Source organism: Streptomyces sp. NBC_01260 (genome assembly GCF_036226405.1).
In the GTDB taxonomy this organism is placed as follows: domain Bacteria; phylum Actinomycetota; class Actinomycetes; order Streptomycetales; family Streptomycetaceae; genus Streptomyces; species Streptomyces laculatispora.
This window is the reverse complement of record NZ_CP108464.1, coordinates 2,435,988-2,460,066: the sequence shown is the minus strand read 5'-3', so window position 1 is coordinate 2,460,066 and position 24,079 is coordinate 2,435,988. Positions and strand designations below refer to the sequence as shown.

At 71.9% G+C, this 24,079-nt stretch carries 21 protein-coding genes; 6 read left to right on the top strand and 15 right to left on the bottom strand.

From position 1 onward, the window contains the following. Positions 1 to 9 precede the first annotated feature (9 nt). Entirely contained in the window at positions 10 to 1,134 is a 1,125-nt protein-coding gene (locus OG322_RS10480) for a protein kinase family protein (protein ID WP_329306335.1), read from the top strand. A gap of 292 nt (positions 1,135 to 1,426) precedes the next feature. Next, positions 1,427 to 2,287, top strand: a complete 861-nt coding sequence (locus tag OG322_RS10475; RefSeq protein ID WP_123461643.1) for a hypothetical protein — start codon at positions 1,427 to 1,429, stop codon at positions 2,285 to 2,287. Here the strand turns inward: OG322_RS10475 and OG322_RS10470 are convergent, their stop codons facing one another. The 9 genes from OG322_RS10470 to ligD form a co-directional block, all read right to left on the bottom strand. Beyond that, positions 2,288 to 2,386, bottom strand: coding sequence for a DUF3291 domain-containing protein (locus OG322_RS10470; RefSeq protein ID WP_241200138.1), 99 nt, complete (start codon positions 2,384 to 2,386; stop codon positions 2,288 to 2,290). Continuing rightward, positions 2,383 to 3,450, bottom strand: a complete 1,068-nt coding sequence (locus tag OG322_RS10465; RefSeq protein WP_266410950.1) for an amidase family protein — start codon at positions 3,448 to 3,450, stop codon at positions 2,383 to 2,385. The genes OG322_RS10470 and OG322_RS10465 overlap by 4 nt, the downstream gene beginning before the upstream one ends. 4 nt (positions 3,451 to 3,454) lie before the next feature. Continuing rightward, the gene (locus OG322_RS10460; protein ID WP_329306334.1) at positions 3,455 to 4,912 is read right to left on the bottom strand and encodes a peptidoglycan D,D-transpeptidase FtsI family protein; all 1,458 of its coding nucleotides are present in this window, start codon (positions 4,910 to 4,912) and stop codon (positions 3,455 to 3,457) included. Positions 4,913 to 4,946: 34 nt separating this feature from the next. Next, a complete protein-coding gene (locus tag OG322_RS10455; RefSeq protein WP_123461646.1) occupies positions 4,947 to 6,326 on the bottom strand; it encodes an FtsW/RodA/SpoVE family cell cycle protein in 1,380 nt (459 codons plus the stop codon). Between the two features lie 79 nt (positions 6,327 to 6,405). Continuing rightward, on the bottom strand, positions 6,406 to 7,728 hold the full coding sequence (locus OG322_RS10450; RefSeq protein WP_329306333.1) for a HAMP domain-containing sensor histidine kinase: 1,323 nt from the start codon (positions 7,726 to 7,728) through the stop codon (positions 6,406 to 6,408). Next, positions 7,725 to 8,504, bottom strand: a complete 780-nt coding sequence (locus OG322_RS10445) for a hypothetical protein (protein ID WP_329306332.1) — start codon at positions 8,502 to 8,504, stop codon at positions 7,725 to 7,727. Before OG322_RS10445 ends, OG322_RS10450 begins: the two co-directional genes overlap by 4 nt. A gap of 100 nt (positions 8,505 to 8,604) precedes the next feature. Then, positions 8,605 to 8,955: a zinc-ribbon domain-containing protein gene (locus OG322_RS10440; RefSeq protein ID WP_329306331.1), complete on the bottom strand. Its 351-nt coding sequence runs from the start codon at positions 8,953 to 8,955 to the stop codon at positions 8,605 to 8,607. Next, the gene (locus OG322_RS10435) at positions 8,952 to 11,093 is read right to left on the bottom strand and encodes a HEAT repeat domain-containing protein (protein WP_123461649.1); all 2,142 of its coding nucleotides are present in this window, start codon (positions 11,091 to 11,093) and stop codon (positions 8,952 to 8,954) included. Before OG322_RS10435 ends, OG322_RS10440 begins: the two co-directional genes overlap by 4 nt. Positions 11,094 to 11,285: 192 nt before the next feature. Next, the gene (gene ligD, locus OG322_RS10430; RefSeq protein WP_123461650.1) at positions 11,286 to 12,182 is read right to left on the bottom strand and encodes a non-homologous end-joining DNA ligase; all 897 of its coding nucleotides are present in this window, start codon (positions 12,180 to 12,182) and stop codon (positions 11,286 to 11,288) included. A gap of 70 nt (positions 12,183 to 12,252) precedes the next feature. Here ligD and ku point away from each other — a divergent pair, with 70 nt between their 5' ends. Beyond that, a complete protein-coding gene (gene ku, locus OG322_RS10425; RefSeq protein ID WP_124285033.1) occupies positions 12,253 to 13,332 on the top strand; it encodes a non-homologous end joining protein Ku in 1,080 nt (359 codons plus the stop codon). An 84-nt stretch (positions 13,333 to 13,416) separates the two neighbouring features. Here the strand turns inward: ku and OG322_RS10420 are convergent, their stop codons facing one another. From OG322_RS10420 to OG322_RS10410, 3 genes are all read right to left on the bottom strand, one after another. Next, entirely contained in the window at positions 13,417 to 15,327 is a 1,911-nt protein-coding gene (locus OG322_RS10420) for a S53 family peptidase (protein ID WP_123461652.1), read from the bottom strand. A gap of 386 nt (positions 15,328 to 15,713) precedes the next feature. Further along, on the bottom strand, positions 15,714 to 15,917 hold the full coding sequence (locus OG322_RS10415; protein WP_123461653.1) for a DUF397 domain-containing protein: 204 nt from the start codon (positions 15,915 to 15,917) through the stop codon (positions 15,714 to 15,716). Further along, positions 15,914 to 16,798, bottom strand: coding sequence for a helix-turn-helix domain-containing protein (locus OG322_RS10410; protein ID WP_123461654.1), 885 nt, complete (start codon positions 16,796 to 16,798; stop codon positions 15,914 to 15,916). Before OG322_RS10410 ends, OG322_RS10415 begins: the two co-directional genes overlap by 4 nt. A 201-nt stretch (positions 16,799 to 16,999) precedes the next feature. On the opposite strand from OG322_RS10410, the gene OG322_RS10405 reads away from it, so the two are divergent. The 3 genes from OG322_RS10405 (at position 17,000) to OG322_RS10395 (ending at position 18,317) form a co-directional block, all read left to right on the top strand. Then, positions 17,000 to 17,686 carry an ATP-binding protein gene (locus tag OG322_RS10405; RefSeq protein ID WP_329306330.1) on the top strand — a complete coding sequence of 229 codons (687 nt, stop codon included), beginning with the start codon at positions 17,000 to 17,002 and terminating at the stop codon, positions 17,684 to 17,686. 71 nt (positions 17,687 to 17,757) lie between these two features. Continuing rightward, the gene (locus OG322_RS10400; RefSeq protein WP_260146806.1) at positions 17,758 to 17,943 is read left to right on the top strand and encodes a prevent-host-death protein; all 186 of its coding nucleotides are present in this window, start codon (positions 17,758 to 17,760) and stop codon (positions 17,941 to 17,943) included. Further along, entirely contained in the window at positions 17,943 to 18,317 is a 375-nt protein-coding gene (locus OG322_RS10395) for a type II toxin-antitoxin system VapC family toxin (protein ID WP_329306329.1), read from the top strand. The genes OG322_RS10400 and OG322_RS10395 overlap by 1 nt, the downstream gene beginning before the upstream one ends. Positions 18,318 to 18,363: 46 nt before the next feature. Here OG322_RS10395 and OG322_RS10390 read toward each other — a convergent pair whose 3' ends face one another. Genes OG322_RS10390 through OG322_RS10375 form a run of 3 tightly spaced genes read right to left on the bottom strand, consistent with a single transcriptional unit; the run spans position 18,364 to position 23,856 of the window. Continuing rightward, a complete protein-coding gene (locus OG322_RS10390; protein ID WP_329306328.1) occupies positions 18,364 to 19,680 on the bottom strand; it encodes an MFS transporter in 1,317 nt (438 codons plus the stop codon). Further along, complete coding sequence (locus tag OG322_RS41535) at positions 19,670 to 22,774, bottom strand: DUF6271 family protein (protein ID WP_443066539.1); 3,105 nt, start codon at positions 22,772 to 22,774, stop codon at positions 19,670 to 19,672. Before OG322_RS41535 ends, OG322_RS10390 begins: the two co-directional genes overlap by 11 nt. After that, entirely contained in the window at positions 22,756 to 23,856 is a 1,101-nt protein-coding gene (locus OG322_RS10375; RefSeq protein WP_329306327.1) for a phytanoyl-CoA dioxygenase family protein, read from the bottom strand. Before OG322_RS10375 ends, OG322_RS41535 begins: the two co-directional genes overlap by 19 nt. Between the last annotated feature and the right edge of the window lie 223 nt (positions 23,857 to 24,079).

Genomic DNA, 24,079 nt, shown 5'->3' with positions numbered 1-24,079 from the left:
GTCGTCCGCATGTGCGAGACAGATGACGCCGCCGGTCCGGTTGCCGCCGGGCCGGCCCCGGACCACCCGGACCGGCGGCATCCCGCCCGCCTGGCCGCCTACGGGTCGGTGTCCACGCACCTGTCGCTGCTGAGCGACCGCCGGCTCGGCGAAGTGGTCCGCGCGGCCACGCCGCTCGGGTCCGGCATGGGCGGCAGATCGGCGGAGCTGGACGTGTGCGGGACACGGGTCTTCGTCAAGCGGGTGCCGCTGACGGACCTCGAACTGCGTCCGGAGAACGTGCGGTCGACCGCCAACCTCTTCGGGCTGCCGACGTTCTACCAGTACGGGGTGGGCTCGGCCGGGTTCGGGGCCTGGCGTGAGCTGGCCGCGCACACGATCACCACCGGCTGGGTCCTCGGTGACGTGTACGGGGACTTCCCGCTGATGTACCACTGGCGGGTCCTGCCGGACTCCGCTCCACAGGGATTCGCCGACGAGCTCGGGGGCATCGACGGGGCGGTCGCCCACTGGGAGGGCTCCTCGGCCGTACGCGCCCGGCTGGAGGCCGTCGGCCGGTCCTCGGCGAGCCTGGTGCTCTTCCTGGAACATGTGCCGCAGACCCTCGCGGCCTGGCTGAGCGACCGCCGTGCGGCGGCCCGGGAGGGCGGGGAGGAGCCGCCGTACGTGTGGCTGGACGAGGCCCTGGCCCGCGGGGCGGACTTCATGAGCTCCCGCGGGTTCGTGCACTTCGACGCCCACTTCGGCAACATCCTGACCGACGGCCGCTCGATCCGCTTCGCGGACTTCGGCCTCGCCCTGAGCTCCGGGTTCGAACTCTCCACACAGGAGTCCGAGTTCCTGGCCGGGCACCTCGGGTACGACCGCCACTACGTCGCCGGGCACCTGGTCCGCCACCACCTGTTCGACGGTGTGTGCGACACCGACTTCCTGCGCGGCTGGGTCGCGGGCGACCGGCCCGGGGACGTCCCGCCCGGGGCCGCCGCGGTCATCGACCGGCACGCGGCGCCCGCCGTCGTCCTGGACGGCTTCCACCGTCGCCTGCTGACCGAGAGCAAGCGGACGCCCTATCCGGCGGCCGATATCGACCGGGCCGCGGCTGCGCCGGCACCAGCCACGGACGTCGGTCGATGAGTTCGCACGCCGGCGCCGCGCCTCCGCGTCCGGCCCGCCGGCCACGGTCACGTTCCGGCTGAAATCGGCTGTACGGACCGGACCGCCGGCGGGAGGGTGGTGCCATGGCCTCAACCACCGTCGAACCAGATCTCGCCGCCGCCCGCCGCAGCCTCGAAGGGCTGGCGCGGGCGCCGCGGTCGGGGTCGACGGCGTGCCCGCCGAGTGGCTCCGGCGCCGCGAGCCGCTGAACTGAACCGGCCGCCCCGGCGGTTCGAAATCGTGTTCGTGCACATGACGTAACTTGGGCGCCATGACCACGCCGCCGCCGCAGCCGCCGCAGGGTCCGTACGGAGCGCCGCAGGGCCCGTACGGACCCCCGCCTCCGCCCCAGCAGAACCCGTACGGCCAGCCGAACCCGTATGCCCAGCAGGCCCCGTACGGGCAGCAGAACCCGTATGCCCAGCCGCCCACACCCGGGCCGCAGCCCTTCGGCCATCCGCAGGGACCGCCGCCGCCCCGCAAGAGCAGGACCGGGCTGATCGTCGGGATAGCCGTCGGCGCGCTGGTGGTGGCCGGCGGCGTCGCGTTCGGGGTCTCCCGGCTGGCCGACGCCGGGGCGTCCGCGGTCAGCGGTGAGTTTCCGGCGGCCGAGTACCGGCTGACCGTGCCGAAGAAGCTGCTGGACGACGAGTACACGCTGTTCAAGGACACCTCGTCGACCGAGGGGAGGGAGATCGAGGAGACCTACGACCCGAGCATCCGCGATGCGAAGGCCGTCGTCACCCAGTACAACTCCTCCGCGGGCGGCACCCTGGTCATCTCCGGCCTGTGGGGACGGATCAAGGGACCGGAGTTCACCCGGGACAAGATCCTGGAGGGGGCCACCCGGACGAAGGGCATGACCATCGCCGTACCCGCCCGGGACTTCACCCCCGACGGGTACGCGGTCACCATCTCCTGCCAGGTCGTACGGGCCAAGGACGGCGCGATCACCAGCACCATCCCCATGTGCGCCTGGGGCGACGACAACACCGCGTCCTTCGTCGCCGTCGTCACGCCCGAGACCGCGCTCCAGGCCCCCGAGAAGGTCGACCTGGAAAAGGCGGCGCTGGACACCGCCCGGGTCCGGGCCGAGTCGCGCAAGCCGGTCGGCGCCGCCCAGGCCGGCTGATCAGCTCGCCGCGCCGGGCGCCGGGAAGCTCGTGCGCAGGGTGAACGCCCGCTGTGCGGGCCCGTGTTCACGCAGGTGCAGCAGGCTCCCCTCCGTCATGGCCGCACAGTAGTCAGCGCCCTCTCCACCGCACCGGCCATTCCGAGCAGCGAGACATCGGCGCCGCGCTGCGCCACCAGTTGGAGCCCGACCGGGCAGCCGTCCGGGGTGAATCCGGCGGGCACACTCGCCGCGGGATGCCCGCTCAGGTTGAACGCCCAGGTCAGCGCGGTGGAGAAGAGCTCGCCCGGTCCCTCGTGGCCGTGCGGGCGGTTGGGGGTGACCGGGGTGAGGAGCAGGGGCGTGTCCGCGAAGAAGGCGTCCAGTCTGCGGTCGTTCTCCCGCCGGAGCTCCTTGTCGGGCGGCGCCGCCCGACCGCCGCGCACCGCCTGCCAGACCGCCGCCGGGTCGAGCAGTTCGCAGCCGGTGTCCGCGAGCCGGATCACCCCGGCCGCCGCCAGCCGCCGCACCGCGCCCCGCACCACCGCCTCGACCTCCGGGTCGACGTCCGCGTACCCGAGGTCCGGGCTGTAGACGGCGCGCAGGGGCAGTTGAGTCACGGCGGGTTCGTACGCGTCCAGGACGCAGCGCAGATACAGGTGCGCGTGCGCGGCGGACCGGGCCAGCACCCCGGCGGAGGCGAGCCCCGAGCGGTCGGGGGAGGGCAGCAGCCCGTTGGTCGTCTTGAGCCCGAACACCCCGCACCAGGCCGCCGGGATGCGTACCGATCCGGCCCCGTCGCTCCCGGTCGCCAGCTCCACCAGCTCCGCGGCGACCGCCGCCGCGGAGCCCGCGGAGGAACCGCCAGGCGTCCGGTCGGACCGCCAGGGGTTGACCGTGCGTCCGTGGGCGCCCAGCCCCCAGGTCTGCCAGTAGGTGCCGGGGCCCGGCACGGAGGTCGAGCCGACCGGGACACCGCCCGCCGCGATCAGCCGCCGCGCGGCGTACGAGCGGATGCCGGTGGGGCCCTTCACCGCGAACGGGAGCCCGGCCAGCGGGAGCCGGGCCGCGCCGGGCAGCCGGGCAGGCGCCTCCTCGTGCCAGACATCGATGAAGGCGCAGAGCCGCGGGTCCGTCCGCCCGATCGCGGCCAGCGCCCCGCGCACATCCCTGGGAGCCGTCATCCGCTCAGTCTCCCAGCGCCGCCTCCATGACGGAACGGGCGATCGGCGCGGCACTGCCGCCGCCGCTGATGTCGGCCCGGTCGGCGGCGGCGTCCTCGACGACCACGGCGACCGCGACGGCCGGCCGGGCCGCGTCCTGCGCCTGCGCCCAGGAGATGAACCAGGCATAAGGAGTACCGGAGTTGTCGATGCCGTGCTGGGCCGTGCCGGTCTTGCCGCCGACCGTCACCCCGTCGATGGCCGCGTTGGTGCCGGTGCCGTCCTGCACCACGTCGATCATCATCTGGCGCAGCCGCGTCGCCGTCTGCGGGGTCATCGCCCGGTGATAGGAGCGCGACCCCGTCGTGTGGACGGTGGAGCCGCCGTGCGTGGTCGTACGGTCCACCAGATGCGGGTACATGAGCTCGCCGCCGTTCGCCACGGCCGAGGCCACCATCGCCATCTGCAGCGGGGTCGCCGTGGTGTCGAACTGGCCGATCGAGGAGAGGGCCAGCTGGTCGTCGCTCATGCGGGTGTCGAAGTTGCTCTTCGCCACCCCGGACGGGATCTTCAGCCCCGTGTCGTTGAAGCCGAACCTGCCGACCGCGTGCACCATGCCCTTCAGCCCGACCTGCACCCCCAGATGGGCCATCACGGTGTTGCAGGAGACCCGGATCGCCTCGGCCAGGGACGCCTCGTCGCAGCCGCTCGCCTCGTCGGGGAGCGTGGTCGAGGTGCCCGGCAGTACGTAGGGGGAGGGGGTGTCGGTCGAGGCGTCCGGGTCGGTGACGACCTCGGCGTCCAGGGCGGCCGCCGCTGTGACGATCTTGAACGTGGAGCCGGGCGGATAGGTCTGCCGGATGGCCCGGTTGAGCATCGGCTGAGTCCGGCCCGAGTTGAGCTGCCGCCAGGCGTCGGTGACGGACGAACCGGTACCGGAGAGCAGCCCCGGATCGTACGAGGGGGTCGAGACCAGCGCCAGGATCCTGCCGGTCGTCGGCTCGATGGCCGCGACGGCGCCCCGTCGGCCGCCGAGCCCCTCGTACGCGGCACGCTGCATGGAGTCCCTGACCGTGGTGACGACGTCGCCGCCGGGCTGCCGGCTGCGGGTGATCTCGTTCCAGAGGGGGAACGGGGCGAGCATCGAGTCGGTGCCGGAGAGGACCGGGTCCTCGGCGTTCTCGATCAGGGTGGTGCCGTACGTCTGCGAGGCGTATCCGGTCACCGGGGCGTACAGCGGGCCGTAGCGGTAGGTGCGCTCGTACGCGAGCTGCTCGCCGGTGTCCTTCGAGCCGGTGACGGATCTGCCGTCGACCAGGATGTTGCCGCGCGGCTGGTCGTAACGGTCGATCGTGATCCGCCGGTTGGCGGGGTTGTCGTCGAGCGAGGAGGCCTCGAAGACCTGGACGCGGGCGGCGTTCAGCAGCAGCGCCACGAGCAGCAGGAGGCAGAAGGCGGCGGCGCGCCGGATGTAGCGGATCATGTCCGGGCCCCCGCCACGGTCGGCGCGTACGGGATCACAGTTCGTCCTCCAGGATGGGCGCGATGACTCCGGTCTCCACCTGGTCGGCGTGGGGTCTGCGGGCCAGGTCGCTGACCCGGATCAGCAGCGCCACGATGATCCAGTTGGTGACCACGGACGAACCGCCCTGGGCGAGGAACGGCATCGCCATGCCCGTCAGCGGGATCAGCCCCATCACCCCGCCCGCGATCACGAACACCTGGAGCGCCAGGATCGAGGCGAGACCGATCGAGAGCAGCCGCCCGAACGAGTCGCGCAGGGCGAGTCCGGCCCGGTAGCCGCGCGCCACCAGCAGCGCGTAGAGCATGAAGATCGCCGTCAGCCCGGTCAGGCCGAGCTCCTCGCCCGCCGTCGCCAGGATGAAGTCGGACTTGGCGGCGAAGCCGATGAGGATGGAGTGTCCGAGCCCGAGCCCGGTGCCCAGCATCCCGCCGGCCGCGAAGGCGAACAGCGACTGGGCGAGCTGGCCGGGCCCCTGACCGGCGTCGATGGAGGCGAACGGGTCGATCCAGTCCTGCACCCGGCTGTGCACGTGCGGTTCGAACGAACCGACGACGAACGCGCCGACGGCGGCGAGCAGCAGCCCGACGGCGATCCAGCCGATGCGGCCGGTCGCCACGTACAGCATGATCACGAACAGGCCGAAGAAGAGCAGCGAGGTGCCCAGGTCCCGCTCCAGGATCAGCACCCCGACGCTCAACAGCCAGATCGCCACGATCGGGCCGAGCACCCGGCCGGTGGGGAGCTGCAGCTTCCAGATCTTGCGGCCGGTGTAGGCGAGGGCGTTGCGGTTCGCCGCGAGGTAGGCGGCGAAGAAGACGGCGAGCAGGATCTTGGCGAACTCGCCCGGCTGGAAGGAGAATCCGCCGACCCTGATCCAGATCTTGGCGCCGTTCACGGCGGGGAAGAAGATCGGCACGATCATCAGGACGAGGGCGGTGGCGACCGAGAGGTACGCGTACCGCTGGAGCACCCGGTGGTCGCGCAGGAACACCACCACCGCGATGAAGAACGCCACGCCGAGCGTGGACCAGACCAGCTGGGTGGGGGCCGCCTGGTCCTTCGGGGTCTCCAGGTCGAGCCGGTAGATCAGCACCAGGCCGAGGCCGTTGAGCAGGAGGGCGATGGGCAGCAGCAGCGGATCGGCGTACGGGGCGCGGAAGCGGACGGCGAGATGGGCGAGCAGGGCGAGCAGCCCGAGCCCGCCGCCGTACCCGGCGACATCGGGCGGGACCGCGTTGTTCCTGGCCAGACCGACGGCGGCGTAGCCGTACACGGAGATGAGGACGGCCCCGATGAGGAGCGAGAGTTCCACGCCGCGCCGCTTGGGCAGGCGCAGTTCGGGCGGGGGTGCGTCCGCTGTCGTTGCGGTCATGCCACGCAACGTAGCAAGAGGTGGGGTTCATTTCCCTTATGTCACAGTACGGAGGTTCGTGGGATTCCGGCGGCGGACGTCAGGACCGCGGGCCGGGCGGCGGTTGTGCCTCGCGGCGTACGTACTCCGGCAGCGTCAGCCGGGCCACCGCCCCGCCGTCCGCCGCGTTCTCGAAGACCAGCCGGGCACCCATCACCCGCGCCTGCCCGGCGGCGATGGTCAGCCCGAGGCCGTGTCCCCTGCTGCCGCCCTCGGTGCGGAAGCGCTGCGGGCCGTCCGCGGTCAGATAGTCCGGGAAGCCGTCGCCGTGATCGCGTACGGTCACCACCGGCCCGTCGACCGTCAGCACGACCGGCGGGCGGCCGTGCCGGTGCGCGTTGCTGATCAGATTGCCGAGCACCCGCTCCAGGCGCCGCTTGTCCGTCTCGACGCGTACCGGCGGCCCGTCCCCGACGACCTCGACCTCGGTGTCGGTGCCCGAGGTGGACGCCACTCGCTCGACGAGCGGCGCCAGTTCGTGCACATCGAGATCGACCTGCTCGGTACGCGTGTCGAGCCGGGAGATCTCCAGCAGGTCCTCGGTGAGGGCGCGCATCGTGCGGACCCGGTCCTGCACCAGCTCCGAGGGGCGGCCCGGCGCCAGCAGTTCGGCGGCGGCCGACAGGCCGGTCAGCGGGGTGCGCAGCTCGTGCGCCACGTCGGCGGTGAAGCGCTGCTCGGTCAGCAGCTTGCGCTGGAGCGTCGAGGCCATCGTGTCCAGCGCACCGGCGACGATCGCCACCTCGTCCGGCCGGCGCGAGGGGTCTGCCGTACGGGGGTCGTTGACGCGGGCGTCGAGATCACCGGCCTCGATCCGGCGGGCCACCCGCGCGGTCTGGTGCAGCCGCCGCGTGACCCGGGTGACGGCGAAGCCGCCGGCCAGCAGCGTCGCGCCGATCGCCAGCAGCGAGGAGCCGATGATCGCCCCGTCCAGGCCGTTGATCGTGCGGGCGCTCTGGCTGTAGTCGATATGGGTCGCCAGCGCGTGGCCGTCGGCCGGGGCGGCGGCCCACATCGTCGGCCGGCCGAGATGGTCGGCGACCATGGTGCCGCGCTCCCCGTCCACCGCCAGGGCCCGCAGTGACGCGGGCAGCCCCGGCGGATCGAGACCGGAACGCGGCGGAAGTGCCTCGCCCGCCTCGTAGGCGGCGGTGACGCCCTCCAGCCGGGTCAGCGCCTTCTCGCGGGCGTGGCCGACCGTCTGACGGTTGACCGCGGTGTGCACCAGCACGCCCAGCAGGGCGGCGAGCACGCAGCACATCGCGGTGATGAAGGCCGCGGACTTCCAGGTCAGCGACGCGGTCCAGGCGGGCGTCCGCAGCCCGCGCGGACCACGCGGCGCTCTCGGCCGCCGCCGGCTCACCGGCGCTCCGCGGACACGGCGGCCGAGGGGGCCGCGGTGGGCGCGGCGGAGGGCGGTTCGCCGGGCCGCACGGAGGGGCGCGTGCCCGGCGGCTGCCGCCGGCCGGGCTCGGGCTGCGGGGTCATGCGCAGGATTCCGTCCTGGGTGGGCAGCATGGCCCGCTGCCTGCTGTCCCAGGACCAGGCCGTGCGGTACTCGTACCCGGTGATGGCGGAGGGGGCCCGCATGATCAGGTCCCGGCCGGCCAGCTCCACGCTGATCACCGCGTCCGAGGTGGACATGATCCGGGTCAGTCCGCTCGGCTCCGGCATGTAGACCCGCACGGAGAGCTGGCGGTCGGCCAGCTTGATGGCGAGGACCAGCTCGTCCCTGCCGTCACCCGTCAGATCGCGGTAGTACGGCGCGAGCACCGGGCAGTCGTCCGGCGCGGTCCGGCAGGCGTTGATCCGGCGGACCGCGGCGGCCGGGAGCTCGTCCGCACCACTGGAGCGGTCGGGGTGGGCCTTCAGGCCCGCCTGCACCACCGCCACCGGGTCCAGCCGGCGCACATCGCCGCCCGGAACCGTGATGCCGGGGATGTGTGCGGTCTCACCCTCGCCGTAGTCGTACGGAGCGGCGGAGGCGGGCGGCAGCTCCGGCCAGAGGCGGGCCGGACCGATGGCGGCCGGGGCCGGCCCGGTACTCTTCAGCCCGCCGCCGGTGCCGCACCCGGCCAGCAGGGCGGTGCCGGCCAGCAGTGCCGCCACGCGGGGCGCCACCCGGTGCTGCCGACGCATGGCTTTCTCCGTTCCCGAGGTCCGTCGAGCCGGTGGGTACGTGCTCGCGCACGATCCCGGCTCCGTAGACCTTATTCGGAAGGAAGTCTCTTATGCGTATTTAGTGCTGATACGGATTCTGACCCTGACCCTGGCCCTGGCCCTGGCCCTGGCCCTGCGCTCCCGGCGCGTAGCCCGGCTGCTGCGGCTGCCCGAACGGGTTGCCGTCCTGTGAAGCGATGTGCTGGGCCAGCAGCTGCTCGGCCTGCTCCTTGGGGATCTTCTGCTCACCACCGCAGAAGGTGCACTGGGTGGCGAACTTCGTCGAGAAGGGGAACAGCGGCACGAAGAACAGCGTGAACTTCGTGACCCGCTTGCGCAGGGTGTGCGCGGACGGATTCCCGCACCAGCCGCAGACCATCGTCATGACGGCCAGTTGGTAGAGATAGCCTCGCGTACCGAAAATGATCATGTCGTGGGTCCCTTCCCCGAATCACCCATGAGCGCCCGGCGGCAGAGCGCCAGCAGCTTCTCGTCCTCGTATGTGTCGTGGCTGCCGTAGCCGCCGTCCATCGCGTTGTGGCGGCGTACGGAGGCGAGCTCGGCGCGCAGCACATGTGCCGCGTCCGACCCTGCACCAGCGGCCCCCATCCGCGCCAGGCATTCGGCCACCCGAACCCTGACATGGCGGTTCTGCTCCCAGGCCGCGAGGAGTACCGGTACGGACTCCCCGGCCCGCCCGGAAACCTCCCACAGGGCGATCGCCGCGTCCACTCGCAGCCACAGCTCGTCGTGCCCCAGCAGCGCCCGCAGCCGTGGCGCGGTCACCGCGGCCTGCGCACCCAGCCGGCCCAGCGCGCTCGCCGCCGACCGCCGCTCGTGCGCGTGCTCCGCCTGCAGCCCCTCGATCAGCACCGGCAGCACGGCGCCGGCGTCCCCGTCGACCGCCCAGAGCGCCTCGGCGGCCTCCGTGGCCGCCGCGGTGCCGGGACGCCGGATCAGCGCCCGCAGCTCCGGCACGGCACAGTGCGCCGCGGGCCCGAACGAGCCGAGCGCCCGCAGCGCCGCCGTGCGCAGCCACTCACCGCGGTACTCCGGGGCCCCGCGCAGCACCCGCAGCACCTCGGGCGCCGCCTCGCCCGCCCGCAGCGCGGTCAGCCCGGCCAGCAGCGGGCTCGCCCGGTCGTACGCGCCCTCATCGAGCCCCACCTCGCCGAGCCTGCGCCGCAGCGCACCGGCCAGCGGCCGGGCCGCCGACCCCAGATAGCCGATGGCGAACCCCACGTCGTGCGGCACCTCGGGCCGCTCCAGCGCCGCGGCCAGCGCGGGCACGGCGCGGGCGTCGCCCAGCCGGGACAGCGCCTTCACCGCGCTGCCGAGCCCCGGCGGCCCGCTCGCCCACTCCTTCACCCAGGCCCCCGGATCCGCCGCCACCCTGGCCGCCAGCGCGTCCGCGGCCGGTGCGGCCAGGCCGAACAGCTCCTCCAGGACGTGCGAAGCCGCCTCGGCCAGCTTCGGCTCGGCCGCGCCGAGCTGCTCGCCGACCAGCCGCACCAGCTCCCCGTAGGAACCGCGCCAGGCCCGGATCAGCCCGCTGCTCATCCGGACCGCGTCGATGCGCTGCCAGCGGTCGGGGCTGCACAGCTGGTCGGTCAGCAGCGCGGTCCGTTCGGCGACCCGGTCGTCAAGACCGACATGCAGGGTCCGCAGCAGATCGGCCGTCCAGGGCGCCGCGCGCCCCGCGCTCTCCTCGGCCGACAGTGCCCGCAACTGCCCCACCAGCGTCACCGGCGCGGCCCGCTCCTCGACCCCGGCCGGCTCCGGCTCGCTGTGCGCCTCGGCCGCCCGGGGTCCCGGCTCGGCCGGGGTCGTGGCCGGGGGCGACGAGCGAAGCTGCCGCAGCAGCCCGGCCACCACCCGCACCACATCGCCCGGCAGCGCCTGTGGTGCGCACCGCGCCAGCTGGGCGAGGGCCGCCAGCCGCAGCCCCGGCGGATACGCCTCGGCGGCCAGCCGGCTCAGCCAGTCCGCGATCTGGCCGGTCAGCGGCCGGTGACGCAGCGCGACCCGCCCCGCCGCCTCGACCAGCGCGAGCCGCACCTCCTCGTCCGGCTCCACCGCCAGCCGGTCCCGCAGCAGTGTCAGGACCCGTGCGGGGTGGCCGTGCAGGGTGGCCAGCGCCAGCGGGGCGGAGACCCGTACCCCCGCGTCGTCGTCGGCCATCAGCGCGAAGAACACCCCGGCGCCCGCGGTGACGGCCGCCGCCGCCATCGCGTAGTTCGCCGCGCCCTCGATCTCGTCCTCGTCGATCTCGTCCTCGTCGTCCTCGTCGAGGTCGATGCCGCCGATGCTGGTGAGCAGCTCGACGATGCCTCCGCGGTCCGGGACCGCCGGGTCCACGACCAGCTCGAAGAGGAAGGGGATGCAGGCGAGGGTGCACGCGTAGACGTCACCCTGATGGTGCACGGCCCCGTACATCCCGTCCAGGGCTCCCTCGCGCTCCGCCGGATCGGCGGACGCCAGGCCCTGGAGCAGTCCGGGCACATCATCGGCAGGCCCGTAGGCATGCTCCATCGAGGCCCAGTCGACCTCGTCGATCCCCGCGAACACGCCATCGCCTCCCCACGCCTTACAGCCTCACCCACAATCGCGATCGCGGGCGCGGCCGTCACCACGAAGCAGTGTCTGCGCAGAGTGTGCACCACCACTCGGACAATCCAACCGCCGCATGCGGCCTTTTACCTTTGGACATGACAACAAAGGCGGCGGTGCGGTATGCCCCGGGGCGGTAGGACCGAGGGGCTATGCCGTGTCCGGAACCGGACGCCCCCGGCCCGGCTCGTTGAGCGGCCCGAGCAGATCCCCGTACCGCCCCAGCCGCTCCGCCATGTCACCGGCCAGGAAGACCAGCTCCCCGGGGCTGCGGCACTCCTCGATCTCCGCCCAGGTGACCGGCGCGGAGACGGACGGTTCGGCCCGCGCGCGCAGGGTGTAGGGGGTGGCGGTCGTCTTCGCCGCAGCGTTCTGGCTGAAATCGACCAGTACCTTCCCGGGCCGCAGCGCCTTCTTCATCCGGTGCACGACCAGATCCGGAAGCTCCAGCTCCGCCTGGACGGCCAGCCCCTTCGCGTACGCCGACACCCGGGCGGACTCCGTCGGCTCCAGCGGGACGAGCAGATGCAGCCCCTTGGAGCCGGAGGTCTTCCCGAACGCCTCCAGGCCGTCCGCGGACAGCCGCTCCCGCAGCCAGAGGGCGACCTCGCAGCACTCCACGACGCTCGCGGGCGTCCCGGGGTCCAGGTCGAAAACCAGCCGGTCGGCCACTCCCGGCGTCCCGGCCCGCCACTGCGGGGTGTGGAACTCCACCACCAGGTTGGCCGCCCATGCCAGCGAGGCGAGATCCCCCACGACGATCTGCCTGGCCTCCTCGTTGTCGTGGTGCGGCACCGGGGCGGTCCGTACCCAGGACGGCGTACCGGGGGGCGGGTTCTTGGTGAAGAAACGCTGCCCGTCCGGGCCGTCCGGATAGCGCAGGAACGACACGGGCCGCTCCCGCAGATGCGCCAGCAGCGCCCCGGCTGCCGTGGCCGCGTAGTAGTGCAGCACCTCGCCCTTGGTGGTGCCGGTGGCCGGATACAGCACCTTGTCCAGATTGCTGAGTCTCAGGCGTCGCCCCTCCACCTCTGTGATCGGCGTCATACGATAAGAATCACACGCAAAGCGGATCTTTACTGATCTGTACGGGCATGACGGATGTAAGGGGTGACCGGTGAGGTCCATATGGAACGGCGCCATCTCCTTCGGGCTGGTCAGCATCCCGGTCAAGCTGGTCAACGCCACTGAGAACCATTCGGTCTCCTTCCGCCAGATCCATCTCACCGACGGCGGCCGGGTCCGCTACCGCAAGGTGTGCGAGCTGGACGGGGAAGAGGTGACCGCGGCCGACATCGGCAAGGCCTACGAGGGCGCCGACGGCTCGATGATCCCGATCACCGACGAGGATCTCGGTTCGCTGCCGCTGCCGACGGCCAAGACGATCGAGATCGTCGCCTTCGTGCCGGCCGATTCGATCGACCCGCTCCAGATGGACGCGGCCTACTACCTCTCCGCCAACGGGGTCCCGGCCGCCAAGCCGTACACCCTGCTGCGCGAGGCCCTGAAGCGGAGCCGGAAGGTCGCCGTCGCCAAGTACGCGCTGCGCGGCCGTGAGCGCCTCGGGATGCTGCGGGTCGTCGACGACGTGATCGCGATGCACGGCCTGCTCTGGCCGGACGAGATCCGGGCCCCCGAGGGGGCCGCCCCGGAGGCGGGCGTGAAGGTGCGCGACGCCGAACTCGACCTGGCCGACGCGCTGATGGCCACGCTCGGCGAGGTCGACATGGACTCGCTGCACGATGACTACCGGGAGGCGGTCGAGGAGCTCGTCGCGGCCAAGGCCGCCGGTGAGGTGCCGCGGCGGGCGGAGTCCGAGGAATCCGGCGGCAAGGTCATCGACCTGATCGCGGCCCTGGAGAGCAGCGTCCGGGCGGCGAAGGAGGCCCGCGGGGGCGAGCCGGAGGAAGGCGGCGAGGAGGCGCCGGTCGCGAAGGTCACCTCGATCGCGGACCGCAAGACGTCGGGCGGCACCCGCTCGCCCAAGTCCTCGGATGCGAAGAAGTCCACGGCCGGGGCCAGGAAGACGGCCGCGAAGAAGAGCGCGCCGAGCGGCGGGACCGGCGCGAAGAAGAAGGCGACGGGGCGGAGCACCGCGGCCAAGAAGACGACGGCCAAGAAGACCACGGCCAAGAAGACCACGCCGAAGAAGCAGTCCGGCGCGAAGAGCGCCCCGCGCAAACGCGCCTCGGCCTGACCCCGGCCGAACGGCCGCCCAGGGACTTGCGCCCCGGGACGGCCGTTCGGCCCGCGCCCGCCTGCCGCGTCACTGATCCGAGGATCAGTGCCTGCGGTAGGAGCTCACGTATCCGGGGGCCGGAGTGCCGACACCCGTCACGTCGTCGTAGCCGCGCACCGCCGACAGCGAGGCGTCCTTGCCCAGGCTCCGCACCGAGGTCCGCAGACCGTCCGCCGCGTCGTACCCGTTGATGAAGTCCACCCGGGCGACGGCCAGATCATGGCCCTTGCCCAGCGGGTGGTCCGTCACGTCGTGGTACGCCTTCGAGTCGTAGCGGGCGTAGATCGACGGGTTGGCGAAACCGATGGGCCGGCCGTGCTGCGCCTGCTGCGCCAGGGCCTGGACACCGGCGATGACCGGCGCCGCCAGCGACGTGCCGCCGATGCGGTACTCGTCGTAGCCCAGCGATCCGTCGGGCATCGTCTGGGTCTGGCCGACCAGGAAGCCGGTGTTCGGGTCCGCGACGGCCGCGAGGTCCGGGGCCGTGCGCATCCGGGTCTTCCCGTTGGCCTTCGCCAGTGAGTCCGGCACGATGCCGCGCTGGTAGAACGGCTGCTTCACGGTGGAGCTGGTGCCGCCGCCCGCGCCCGAGGTGTACGCGCCGGGGAAGCCGGTCCAGCTCTTGCCGTCCGCCGCCAGGGGAGCGCTCGTGGTGCCCCAGCCGGTCTCCCACTTGTACGTGTCGTGCTTGCCGACGGCCAGCGACGTACCGCCGACCGAGGTCACCCAGGCGGAGTTCGAGGGGACGTCGATCTGCTTGGTGCCGGTGGACGCGACGTTGTCGCCGTCGTCGCCGGAGGAGAAGTAGAAGCCGATGCCCTCGACCGCGCCCATCTTGAACACCTGGTCGTAGGCGAGCGCCAGGTCAGGGGTCTGGTTGGCCTCGACGTCGCCCCACGAGTTGGAGACGATGTCCGCGAGCCGGTGGTCGACGACCTTGTTCAGCGAGTCCAGCAGATCGTTGTCGTAGCAGGACGCGCCGCCCACGTACACGATGTCCGCGGCGGGCGCGACGGCGTGCACGGCCTCGACGTCGAGGGTCTCCTCGCCGTACCAGCCGGAGGCCCCGCACTCCTCGGTCTTCGTGTAGTCGTCCGGCAGCACCTGGCTGAGCTGTCCGCGCTTGTACCGTGCGTCGCCGTTGCGCTTGGCGTACTCGGCGGCGTCCTTCGCGATGGTGGGGGAGGCGTACGCGTCGGTGATGGCGACGGTCACGCCCTTGCCGGTGTAGTTCCCGGCCCCGTACGCGGCGCGCAGCTGCTTGCCGGTGTACCCCTTGACCGCGTACGGCACCTTGGACCCGTAGGCGCTCGGCAGGGTGGAGGCGGTCTTCGACCCGAAGTACGAGGACGTCGGACCGGAGTTGCGGAACACCGCGTCCGGCGGCGGCAGCACCTCGTCATGGCTGGACCTGTGCGGCGCGTTGTCCAGACCCGAGACGGCGAGCACGTCGCCGCTGAGCGCGGCCGGCACCGATGCGGTGGAGGCCGGGGCGCGGTAGGTGTGGCTGCCCTTGCGGTAGTTGCGCAGCTGGGTGCTGAACGCCTTCTCCGCCTTGGCCACGTCACCGGTGGCCGAGACGTAGTGCTGGTTGGCGCCGGTGACGGTCAGCCCGCTCGACTTCAGCCACTGGCTGACCCGGTCGATCTGCTGATGGGTCGCCCCGAACCGAGCCTGCGCCTTCGCGGCGCTCAGGTACTTCCCGTACGACGGAGACCGCGGGTCGGAGACGGCGGCCGCGTAGGCGGCCAGCCCCTTCGCGTCCCGTCCGGTGAGGTGGACCCGGACGGCGACCTTCCCGCTGTCGGCCGTGGCCCCCTGGTCGGCCGTGGCGGTGGCCCAGGCCGGCTTGCTGCCCTGGAGCGCGTCCCGGCCGACCGGTGCGGAGTCGGCGCTTGCGTTGGGTATCCCGAGGGCGAGCGCACCGGCGAGCAGTGGCAGTGTCGCTGCCATGCTCAGCCCGGCGCGTCGTCCGGCGCGGCTGATTCTCAAAGTAACCCCCTGCGATGTGGGTCTCGCGTGCGGAGCATGTGCCGAATGATGTGCACATGTAATCCGCCACTCTGGCGAGGAACGCCTCATGTACGGGGCATGCATTCACCAAGAATCAGCCAAGTGGACGCGCGTAGAGGTCGGTTCGCAACGAATCGCCGAAGTTCGGACGCTCCGCCCGAAGGCTCCCGGTGCATCCCGGACGTCCTGCTGCACCTGGACGGGTGAGGGCGCGCGAGGTGGCGCGTCGTCACGTCCTGCTCAACCGGGTCCCAGGCGTCGAGCCGGTCGAAGAGGCTTCGGTCGCCGTCGAGCCGCAGGGAGTTGACCGGCACCGCTGTCCGAGGTCAGACCAGCTCGCTGACGAACGCGCGCCAGGCGCCGTGCCCGAAGGTGATGACGGGGCCGGTGGGACGCTTGCTGTCGCGGACGGGGACGAGGAGGGGGAAGTTGTGGGCGACCTCGACGCAGTCGCCCTGCCCTCCGCTGTAGCTGCTTGTACGCCACATTGCCTTAGCCATGTCAGGCGATATATGTGCGGCAGAGGTCATGACTGATACTCCTTGGCGACGCGATGGATCAGTGCGAGCGAGTCTGTCGGCGACAGGGATGCGGTGCGCGCATCGTCGAAGAGTGTCCGGTAGCGAGCCACTTCGGGTTCTCGCTCGGTCCAGACGTTGCCGGTCGGTGCTTCCGACAGCACGAGGTCAAGCGACGACACCTGCGGGAAGCTGAGCAGCAGGTACGGGCCGAACATACCTGAGTGGGCTCCCCGTTCGAAGGGCAGAACCTGGACGCTGATGTTCGGCTGCTCTGCCATGACAGCCATGTGCTCCAGCTGGGCATGCATCACGGCAGACCCTCCCACCTGCTGTCGCAGCACTCCCTCGGCGAGCACCGCCCAGAGCTCCAACGGGGCATCGCCGGTCAAGCGCCTCTGCCTCGCGAGTCGCACCTCGACGAACTGCTCGATTTCCTCAGGTGTCTTCCATGCGCGCGAAGCCACAGTCACCGCACGGCCGTAGGCGGCGGTCTGAAGGAGCCCGGGAATCAACTGCACCTGGTAGGTGCGGATGCTTTCCGAGATGGCTTCCATCTCGATCTGGTCGCGATAGGTGTCTGCGAGTACATCGCCGTACTGATTCCACCATCCGTCCCGGCGCCTGCGATTGGCTTTGCGCGCAAGCGTGGTGAGGCGCTCAAGCGCCCCGTCGTCCGCGACTTCGTAGGCAAGGAGCATCGCGGTGAGGTCCGGGAGGCGAACGGCCACGCGTCCGTTCTCGATCCGGCTGATCTTGCCCTTGGTGCAGTCGAGAGCATCGGCGGACTGCGTGGTGGTCATCCCTGCGGCCTCTCGTAACCGACGCAACTCATCACCGAGTTGGCGTCCGAGGACGGTTGACGGGCTCGCTGGTGCGTTCTTCGCGTGCATGGAACCACCTCTATCAAAGCGGCTTCTCGAATGACATGCGGATACTCGAATGGGTGAAGAATGGCGCCGAATTGTTCGTCAACGTTGCAGATTCGCGTAGTGCTCACTCATTCTTCGTGAGTCGGTAATGACGCCCTTCGTCGCAGATGGTGTGCGCTCGCTGGGGGCTCCGTCCGAACAGCAACCCCCCTGGGAGCAGTCGTGAGTGAACCGTGCGAAGTGATGTTCAAACTGGTGCGCTGTCGCAGCAGCGTTCCGAGAGCGCGAGCCGTGCTGCGCGCCAAGCTCGGCGAGTGGCGGGCGGGCCACATGGTGGCCGAGTCAGGGGAGTTGGTGCTCTCGGAGCTGGTCACCAACGCGCTGCGGGTCCAGGTGCCCGGTGACCGGATGGTCGGCGTCCGTATCGAATCCCGGGAGCGGGAAGGGCTGCTGCGGCTGGAGGTGAGCGACGCGGGGGAGGGGCGGCCGGTGGTGCGGCAGCCCGGTGAACTGGATACGGCGGGGCGCGGGCTGCTGCTCGTGCAGGCCCTGGCCCACCGCTGGGGAGTGGACGAACGGCAGGCCGGTATCGGGAAGACGGTGTGGGCCGATCTACTGGCCCCGGGCGCCGCCCCCGTGCTCGGGGAGGCGGACGTCGCGGCGGTGACTCTGCGGCCGGGCCAGAGCGTACGGGTCTGGGGGGCCTGGCGAACGGTCCGCAGCGTGCGGAGCGAGCGGTACGCCTCGGGCGGGCTCTTCGTCATCGTCTGCCTGGACGAGGGCCCCGCCCTGCGGCTGCAAGCAGGGGAAGGGGTGACGGTGCGGACCGGGGGAGCGAGTGCCGCAGGCACGCCTCGCACCCCTGCCGGTCAGGCGCGGCCCTTGTCCGGCCCGGTGAGCTCGTCGTGAGGTGGCTGTGGGGGAGGTTCCGTCGGCGTCGTGCCCGCACGGCAGGTGCCGGGCCCCGGTTCACCGGCACGTTGAAGCAGGTGATCGGCGGCCGGCCGGTGGTGATCAGCAAGGCGGGTGAACCAGTGCCGAGGGCGGCGCCACCGAGGGTGCTGGTGCACCGTGAGGGCCGTGGCTCGCTTCGGGGGCGTATCCGCATCCCCGCCACCTTCGACGATCCGCGCGCCGGCATCGCCGAAGCGTTCGGGATGCGCTGATGAGACTGCTGCTCGACACCCGCGTCGTCATGTGGTGGATGGCCGACGCCCCGCAACTGCCCGACCGGGTCAAGGACCTGATCGACACCGAACCAGCGGTCCACGTCAGCGCGGTCTCCCCGTGGGAGATCACCATCAAGCAGTTCCTCGGCGAGTTCGAGGGGCCGGGCGAACTGGCCGAGCAGGTGCGTGACCTGCCTTTTACGAGCGTGCCGGTCACTGCCGCCCACGGGGTGCGAGCGGGCCGGCTGCCGATACTGCACACCGACCCCTTCGACCGGATACTCGTCGCGCAGGCGCAGGCCGAGGAGATGGTCCTGGTCACTCGCAGCGAGTGGATCCCGCAGTACGACGTACAGGTCGTGTCCGCCTGACCTGTACGTCGTGCCCGGGTTCTGTCAGCCGCCACCCGGCAGGGGCTCAGGCCGGCCCGGCCGGCCCGACGGCCGGGACCTCCTCCGCGGCGATCGGCGGCTCCGGGACGGCGGCCTTCTCCGGCCCCCGGCCCAGCTTGCGGATGGCGGGCACGCTCAGCATGACGGCGAGGCACACCACCGAGACGGCCGAGGAGAAGAGCAGTACACGGTCCGCGCCGAAGGCCGCGGACGCCGGACCGGCCAGCGCCCTGCCCAGCGGAATGGCCATGATGGACCCGGCGACGTCATAGGCGTACACCCGGCTCAGCACGGCGAGCGGAATGTGGGACTGCACACTGGTCGCCCACATCACCCCCCAGAAGGCGAAGCCGCATCCGGCCAGGACCCCGGTGAGCACGGTGACGGTGAAGGACCATCCCAGCGCGGGCGCCAGCGGGTTGAGCGCGAAGCAGAACATCGCGCAGGCGCCCGCGACGAGCGGGCGGGCGGGCCGTACCCGCATGCCGAGCAGACCGCCGATGATCGTGCCGGCGCCGTCGGCGGAGGCGATCCAGCCGTAACCGCCTGCTCCGTGCTGCTCGGTGAGCAGCGCGGCGCCCAGCGGCAGGGCAGGGCCGAAGACGAACAGGCCGTAGACGGCCCAGACGACGATGACGCCCCACAGCCAGGAGCGGGAGCGGAACTCGTGCCAGCCCGTCTTCAGACGGTGCAGCACAGGGTCGTCGCCCTCCTCCCGGGCGACGCTGAGCCTGCGCAGCGGTACCAGGACCAGCGCACTGAGCCCGTAGGCCGCCGCGATCACGAAGTAGGAGCCCGCCACCTGCCAGTAGCCGACCAGCAGACCCGCCAGGCCGGGGCCGATCAGCGCGCTCATCGCCTCGGATATCCGCAGCAGCGCGTTGGCCCGCTGGATGTCCGGTGCGACCTGCGGGACCATGCTCGCCACCCCGGGCTGGAACATGGCGGTCGCGGCGCCGCTGAGTGCCATCAGGGCCATGATCTGCCAGAGGCGCACGTCGGTGGTGATGAGCAGCGCAGCGAGCGCCAGCATGGCCAGCATCCGCACAATGTCGGCGCCGACCATCATCACCTGTGGAGTGAACCTGTCCGCGAGCACACCGCCGAACAGCACCAGCAGGGCGATCGGCGCCATCCACGCGGCCAGCGCGTAGCCCACACCGCCGGCTCCGTAGCCCGCCCCCAGCACGGCGGTGGTCAGCGAGACCATCAGCATGCCGTCGGCGAGCAGGGAGGCGCTGCGGGCGGTGAAGAACAGCTGGAAGGACCTCGACTTCCAGGGGCTGGGGAGCAGATCCGGCTCCGGTGACTCCGGCCGGTCCAACACAGCGTCAGTGGTCATCTCGCGTCGGCCGGTGACGGCCGTTCCCTTCCATGAGGATCCGCTGCCGGAGCCACGCGGGGCTGTCGCCCGGAGCGGCCGGCGGATCGTGAACGATTACGTACCGGGCGGGCGCCAGGAGGCCCGAGGGACCGGGCCCGGAGATCACGTCCATCAGCGCGGTGTGGGCATCGGCCGGAGTGAGCGGCGCGCCGCCGGACGCGATGAAGGCCGTCAGGCCGGCCGGAGCGCGGTCCCCGCCCGGCGCGTGCGCGGAGTCCTCGGCCGTGCCGACGTGTACGGGCAGGCCGCCCAGGGCGCCGCTCAGCGCGCCCGCGACCGCGAGTGGTGATGTCCAGCAGCCGTCCACCTGACGCCAGTCGCCGTCGCGCCCGGCCGGCCGGACCCCGGTGACCTGCGTGAGCGAGGCCAGCGGTACGTCCTCGTACGCGGCCGCCTCCAGCAGTGCCACCAGGCCGGTGAGGAATGCCTCCGCCTCCTCCCGGGGGAACAGGGCGGGGTCGGCCCACATCCCGAGGTGCAGCAGCGGTGCCGTCCGGTAGGCGAAGCACAGCAGGCGGGTCGGCAGCACCTGGACCGGGCCCCAGTCGAGGTCCAGTTCGGCATCCCGCGCGTCCCGGGCGTCCTGGCCGGTGGCGGGACCTCGGGCGTCGGTGAGCACGCTCACGTCGTTGAAGACCACGTCACGCGCGAAGTGGCTGCCCCGCTCGAAGGTGGTCGCCTCGATCGCCTCCCACAGGCGGACCGAGTCGAACTGGCTGTGGCGGTAGGCACTGAGCGCCGCCCCCCACGCCTTGCGCAGCACCGCGTCGAAGGACAGGCCCCGCACGTCGAGGGAGAGCAGCGCGTCCTGCGACAGGGTGTTCACCGAGCGGGCGAGCCCCGGGCGGGACCGGTTGGACAGCGGTGCGGCGGCGACGCAGGTGGACTGGCCCGCGCGGTGCGCGACGAGCGTGCACCAGGCTGTCAGCAGCACGGTGGGCGAGGGGCTGCCGGTGCGCTTGGCCACCTGGGCGAGGGCCCGGGCGCCCCGCAGTGAGCGCAGCGTGAGCTGCGGCTGCTGCCCGTCGGTGCGGGTGGCCCGCGGTTCGGCGAACATCTCCTGCGGCCCGGTACCGATGGTCCTTTGCCAGTACCGCAGAGACGCCTCGGACCTGCGGAGTCCGGCCGGGGTGGCCTCCTCGGCGGCGAGATCGAGCGGGGTGAGCGCTTCCACCGGCGGCAGCTCGGCGCCGGCCAGCAGGCCGAGCCACTCCTCGCGCAGCACGGCGAGGGCGCTGCCGTCCGTCACCGCGTGACTGGAGGACAGGGAGACGAAGGCCGGTGCTCCGCGCAGGGTGAGCAGGGTGATGCGGAGGGGGAAGTCGCGGTCCAGCCGGAATCGCCCCGCACGGGCCCGGCGGGCCACCGTCTCGGCGTAGCGCGCGGGCTCCGTGCCGAACTCCTCGTGGTCGAGGACGCGTACGGTGAAATCACCTTCCGCTGCGACCACTTGGATGCGGGACGCACCGTCGGCGGGCTCGGGGAAGGTGGTGCGCAGCGCTTCGTGGCGTACCACCAGTGTGCGCAGCGCGTCGAGCACCTGCTCCGGAGCGGTGCCCGCCGGCACCGGCCAGACGTCGTGGTTGTTGATGTGCAGGGGCTCGTCCCGCAGGATGCAGCGGATCATGTTGGCCTGCCCCATCGTGACGGGGCCCCGGCGCTCCTCGCCGCCCGCGTAGGAGAGGGTGACCGTATGCGCTGTCCCCGGCTGGGGCGTCTCGCTCCCGGTGCCGGTGTTCGTGCCGGTGCCGGTGTCGATGCCGGCGCGTCCGGCGGCCCGGACCAGGGGCTCCCAGGCGTCGATCAGCACGGCGAAGTCCTCCATGTCCGCCCGGGCCTCGTCGAGGAGTTGCCCGCGCCGCTCGGCGAGGGCCTCCGCGACCGCCGTGTAACGGCCGCCCAGCGCACGGTAGGAGCGCTCGATGAGGTCGAACCGTCCGGCGTTCCCGGCCGGGTCGAGCCGTGTGCTGTCCCGGACCAGCGCTGCTACGGCGCAGGCACGGACCCGGCCCGCCGGGTCGAGCAGTGTGTCGCCGGCCGCCGCCGCTGCCGCGTACACGGCGTTGAAGTACGGCATCGACAGCAGGAACTTCGCCAGCCGCACCTGGTAGGCGACGAAGCCGGCACCGGTACGGCGTTCGCCGGTGTGGTAGTTGACTATGTGGCGGTTGTGCAGCACGCCGGGGAGGCGGGCGTCGTGGACCAGGTGGATGAGGAAGTAGTCGCTGCCGATGGTGTCGGTGGCGGGCGGCAGCGGGACAGCCCCGTAGACCTGGCTGTCGAAGGCGATGTTGCACATGTCCACGCGGGACGGGGCGACCCGGGTGAGGGTGGTGAGATCGGTGGTGAACGGGGTCGTCCCTGCGCCCCGGAAGGACTCCTCGATCAGCTTCCGCCGCCAGATCTCCGGACAGCCGTCCGGCACCGACAGTCCGACGAGGTCGTGGTGCACGGCGGGGTCGAGCCGGCGGATCTCCTCGACGTCCACGGACATCTCGCCGATGAAGGAGCCCCCGGCCATGGCCACCGGCCGATGGGCGTACGCGGGGTCGAGTCTGCTGCGGGACACCAGGCTCGCCACGTCGGCGGCCCGCCGTCCCAGCGAGGCCAGTTCCTGGTGGAGGGGGAAGACCGGCTCGCCCTCCAGGCTCTGGTACCGGCTGTCGGAGTCCCGGCGGTGCACCGATTCGCAGCCGAGCGCCTCCGCGATCAGGAAGGCCCGGTTGGTGCAGGCGCCGTACGACACACGGTCGGGCAGCATCAGGTCTACCACCCGGTCCGCGGCGGCGACACCGGACCTGGTGGCCACCTCCCGCAGGAAGGTCCGCTGCTGGGCCTCGTCGAGGTGGTGGACGACCACGCCGGATTCCCGGGGCAGGCCGGAGACCGCCGCCCGGTGCCCGGCGAGCACCGGGGCGTCGGAGGAGTCCAGGATCAGCAGGTGCACCTCGACGCCGAAGTGACGTGCACCATGGGCCGCTTCCGCGGCGACCGCCGCGATGGTCTCGGCACAGGGCCGGTTGGTCGGGAGGGTCAGGCAGACGCGGCGCACGACGGCTCCTCGCTCCGTCCGCCGGCGGCAGGCTCCTGGCCCCGGTCCCCGTCGCTCCACGAGGTGAGGCCCAGCAGCCGGCTGCCGAGTCCGTCGAGCGTGGCGGTGGGGTAGCGCTTGGACTCGTGTCGGGTGAGATCGCCGACCAGGGTGCGGTTCCAGCGCGGGGTGCGCAGGTGCCGCCAGGATTCGACGCGGGAGTGCCGCAGCCTCTCGTGCTCCTCCAGCGCGGGCATCATGGACAGGTACTGGACCGCCCGGACCCCGTCGCGCGAGGTGTTGCGCGCCACCCCGTGGGCGAGGAGGCCGTTCCAGATCAGCAGGTCGCCGGGGTGCAGGTCGGGCCGCACGACCGGGAATTCGGAGCGGTCCACCGAAGGGCGGATGGGGTCCCGGTCCGCCGGCTGATCGGTCTTCCACTCCTCGAACCGCCGGAACAGCTCCGGGCCGCACTGGAAACCGCCCGTCTCCGGGCTGGTGTCGTTGAGCGCGATGATGCCCTGCACCCGCTGGGGCGGGACACCCAGCGTGGTGTCGATGTCCCAGTGCAGCTCGATGTCGAAGCCCCGGTCGGTGGCGTCGATGAGGGCGCGGTCCCGGTTCCCGACGTTGGGCGGGTTGAGGTTGAGCCGGTCCAGGGTGACCCACAGCTCCTCGCAGTCCCACACGTCGACGAAGGCGTCGTACACCCGCTGGGCCTGGCGGCTGTCCCAGAGCAACTGGTGGTGGTAGGCCTCGACGAAGCCGTATACGTGCAGTTGGCGGTCCAGTTGGGAACGGAACGGGCGGTCCTCGTGCCAGCTGTCCGGCCGGTCCGGGTCGAGACCCTGGAAATCCCAGGTGAAGTCGAGCAGTTGACGGGCCGCCCGTGCGGGAATCGCCTCACGGACGACGACGTAGCCATAGGTCTGCCAGTGGGCGAAGTCCTCCTCGGACAGCACCCGCAGCGGACGTGACTTGCTCAGCTCCCGCAGGGTGGTCTGTGCCAGGTAGGACTCGCCGTCGGCGCTGAAGTAGGGACGGTCGGACGCCGCCCGGTGCAACCGGGGACGGCGGGGGCCTTGCGGGGTGGTGGGTATCACGCTGACCTTCTGGGCAGGGGGACCTGGGCGGCCTGACGGTCGCTCCGGGTCCGGTTGGCAGGCGCCGGAGGAAGGGCGCGCGGGGGGCGTGAGGAGGGCATGGCGGACATGGGCTCCTTCTCGGCCAGGGGGCAGCGCGCCGCTGTCCGCGGGGAGGTGCGAACGGCAGGATCGAAGGCGGTCACTCCGGCGGATCGGTGGAGATCCCGCGTGTCAGCACAGT

What these genes read in the sequence shown, in the direction of transcription:
- OG322_RS10480 (WP_329306335.1), top strand. Translation starts at nt 10, where the DNA reads ATGTGCGAGACAGATGACGCCGCCGGTCCGGTTGCCGCCGGGCCGGCC.
- OG322_RS10475 (WP_123461643.1), top strand. Translation starts at nt 1,427, where the DNA reads ATGACCACGCCGCCGCCGCAGCCGCCGCAGGGTCCGTACGGAGCGCCG.
- OG322_RS10470 (WP_241200138.1), bottom strand. Translation starts at nt 2,386, where the DNA reads ATGACGGAGGGGAGCCTGCTGCACCTGCGTGAACACGGGCCCGCACAG.
- OG322_RS10465 (WP_266410950.1), bottom strand. Translation starts at nt 3,450, where the DNA reads ATGACGGCTCCCAGGGATGTGCGCGGGGCGCTGGCCGCGATCGGGCGG.
- OG322_RS10460 (WP_329306334.1), bottom strand. Translation starts at nt 4,912, where the DNA reads ATGATCCGCTACATCCGGCGCGCCGCCGCCTTCTGCCTCCTGCTGCTC.
- OG322_RS10455 (WP_123461646.1), bottom strand. Translation starts at nt 6,326, where the DNA reads ATGACCGCAACGACAGCGGACGCACCCCCGCCCGAACTGCGCCTGCCC.
- OG322_RS10445 (WP_329306332.1), bottom strand. Translation starts at nt 8,504, where the DNA reads ATGCGTCGGCAGCACCGGGTGGCGCCCCGCGTGGCGGCACTGCTGGCC.
- OG322_RS10440 (WP_329306331.1), bottom strand. Translation starts at nt 8,955, where the DNA reads ATGATCATTTTCGGTACGCGAGGCTATCTCTACCAACTGGCCGTCATG.
- ligD (WP_123461650.1), bottom strand. Translation starts at nt 12,182, where the DNA reads ATGACGCCGATCACAGAGGTGGAGGGGCGACGCCTGAGACTCAGCAAT.
- OG322_RS10420 (WP_123461652.1), bottom strand. Translation starts at nt 15,327, where the DNA reads ATGGCAGCGACACTGCCACTGCTCGCCGGTGCGCTCGCCCTCGGGATA.
- OG322_RS10415 (WP_123461653.1), bottom strand. Translation starts at nt 15,917, where the DNA reads ATGACCTCTGCCGCACATATATCGCCTGACATGGCTAAGGCAATGTGG.
- OG322_RS10410 (WP_123461654.1), bottom strand. Translation starts at nt 16,798, where the DNA reads ATGCACGCGAAGAACGCACCAGCGAGCCCGTCAACCGTCCTCGGACGC.
- OG322_RS10395 (WP_329306329.1), top strand. Translation starts at nt 17,943, where the DNA reads ATGAGACTGCTGCTCGACACCCGCGTCGTCATGTGGTGGATGGCCGAC.
- OG322_RS10390 (WP_329306328.1), bottom strand. Translation starts at nt 19,680, where the DNA reads ATGACCACTGACGCTGTGTTGGACCGGCCGGAGTCACCGGAGCCGGAT.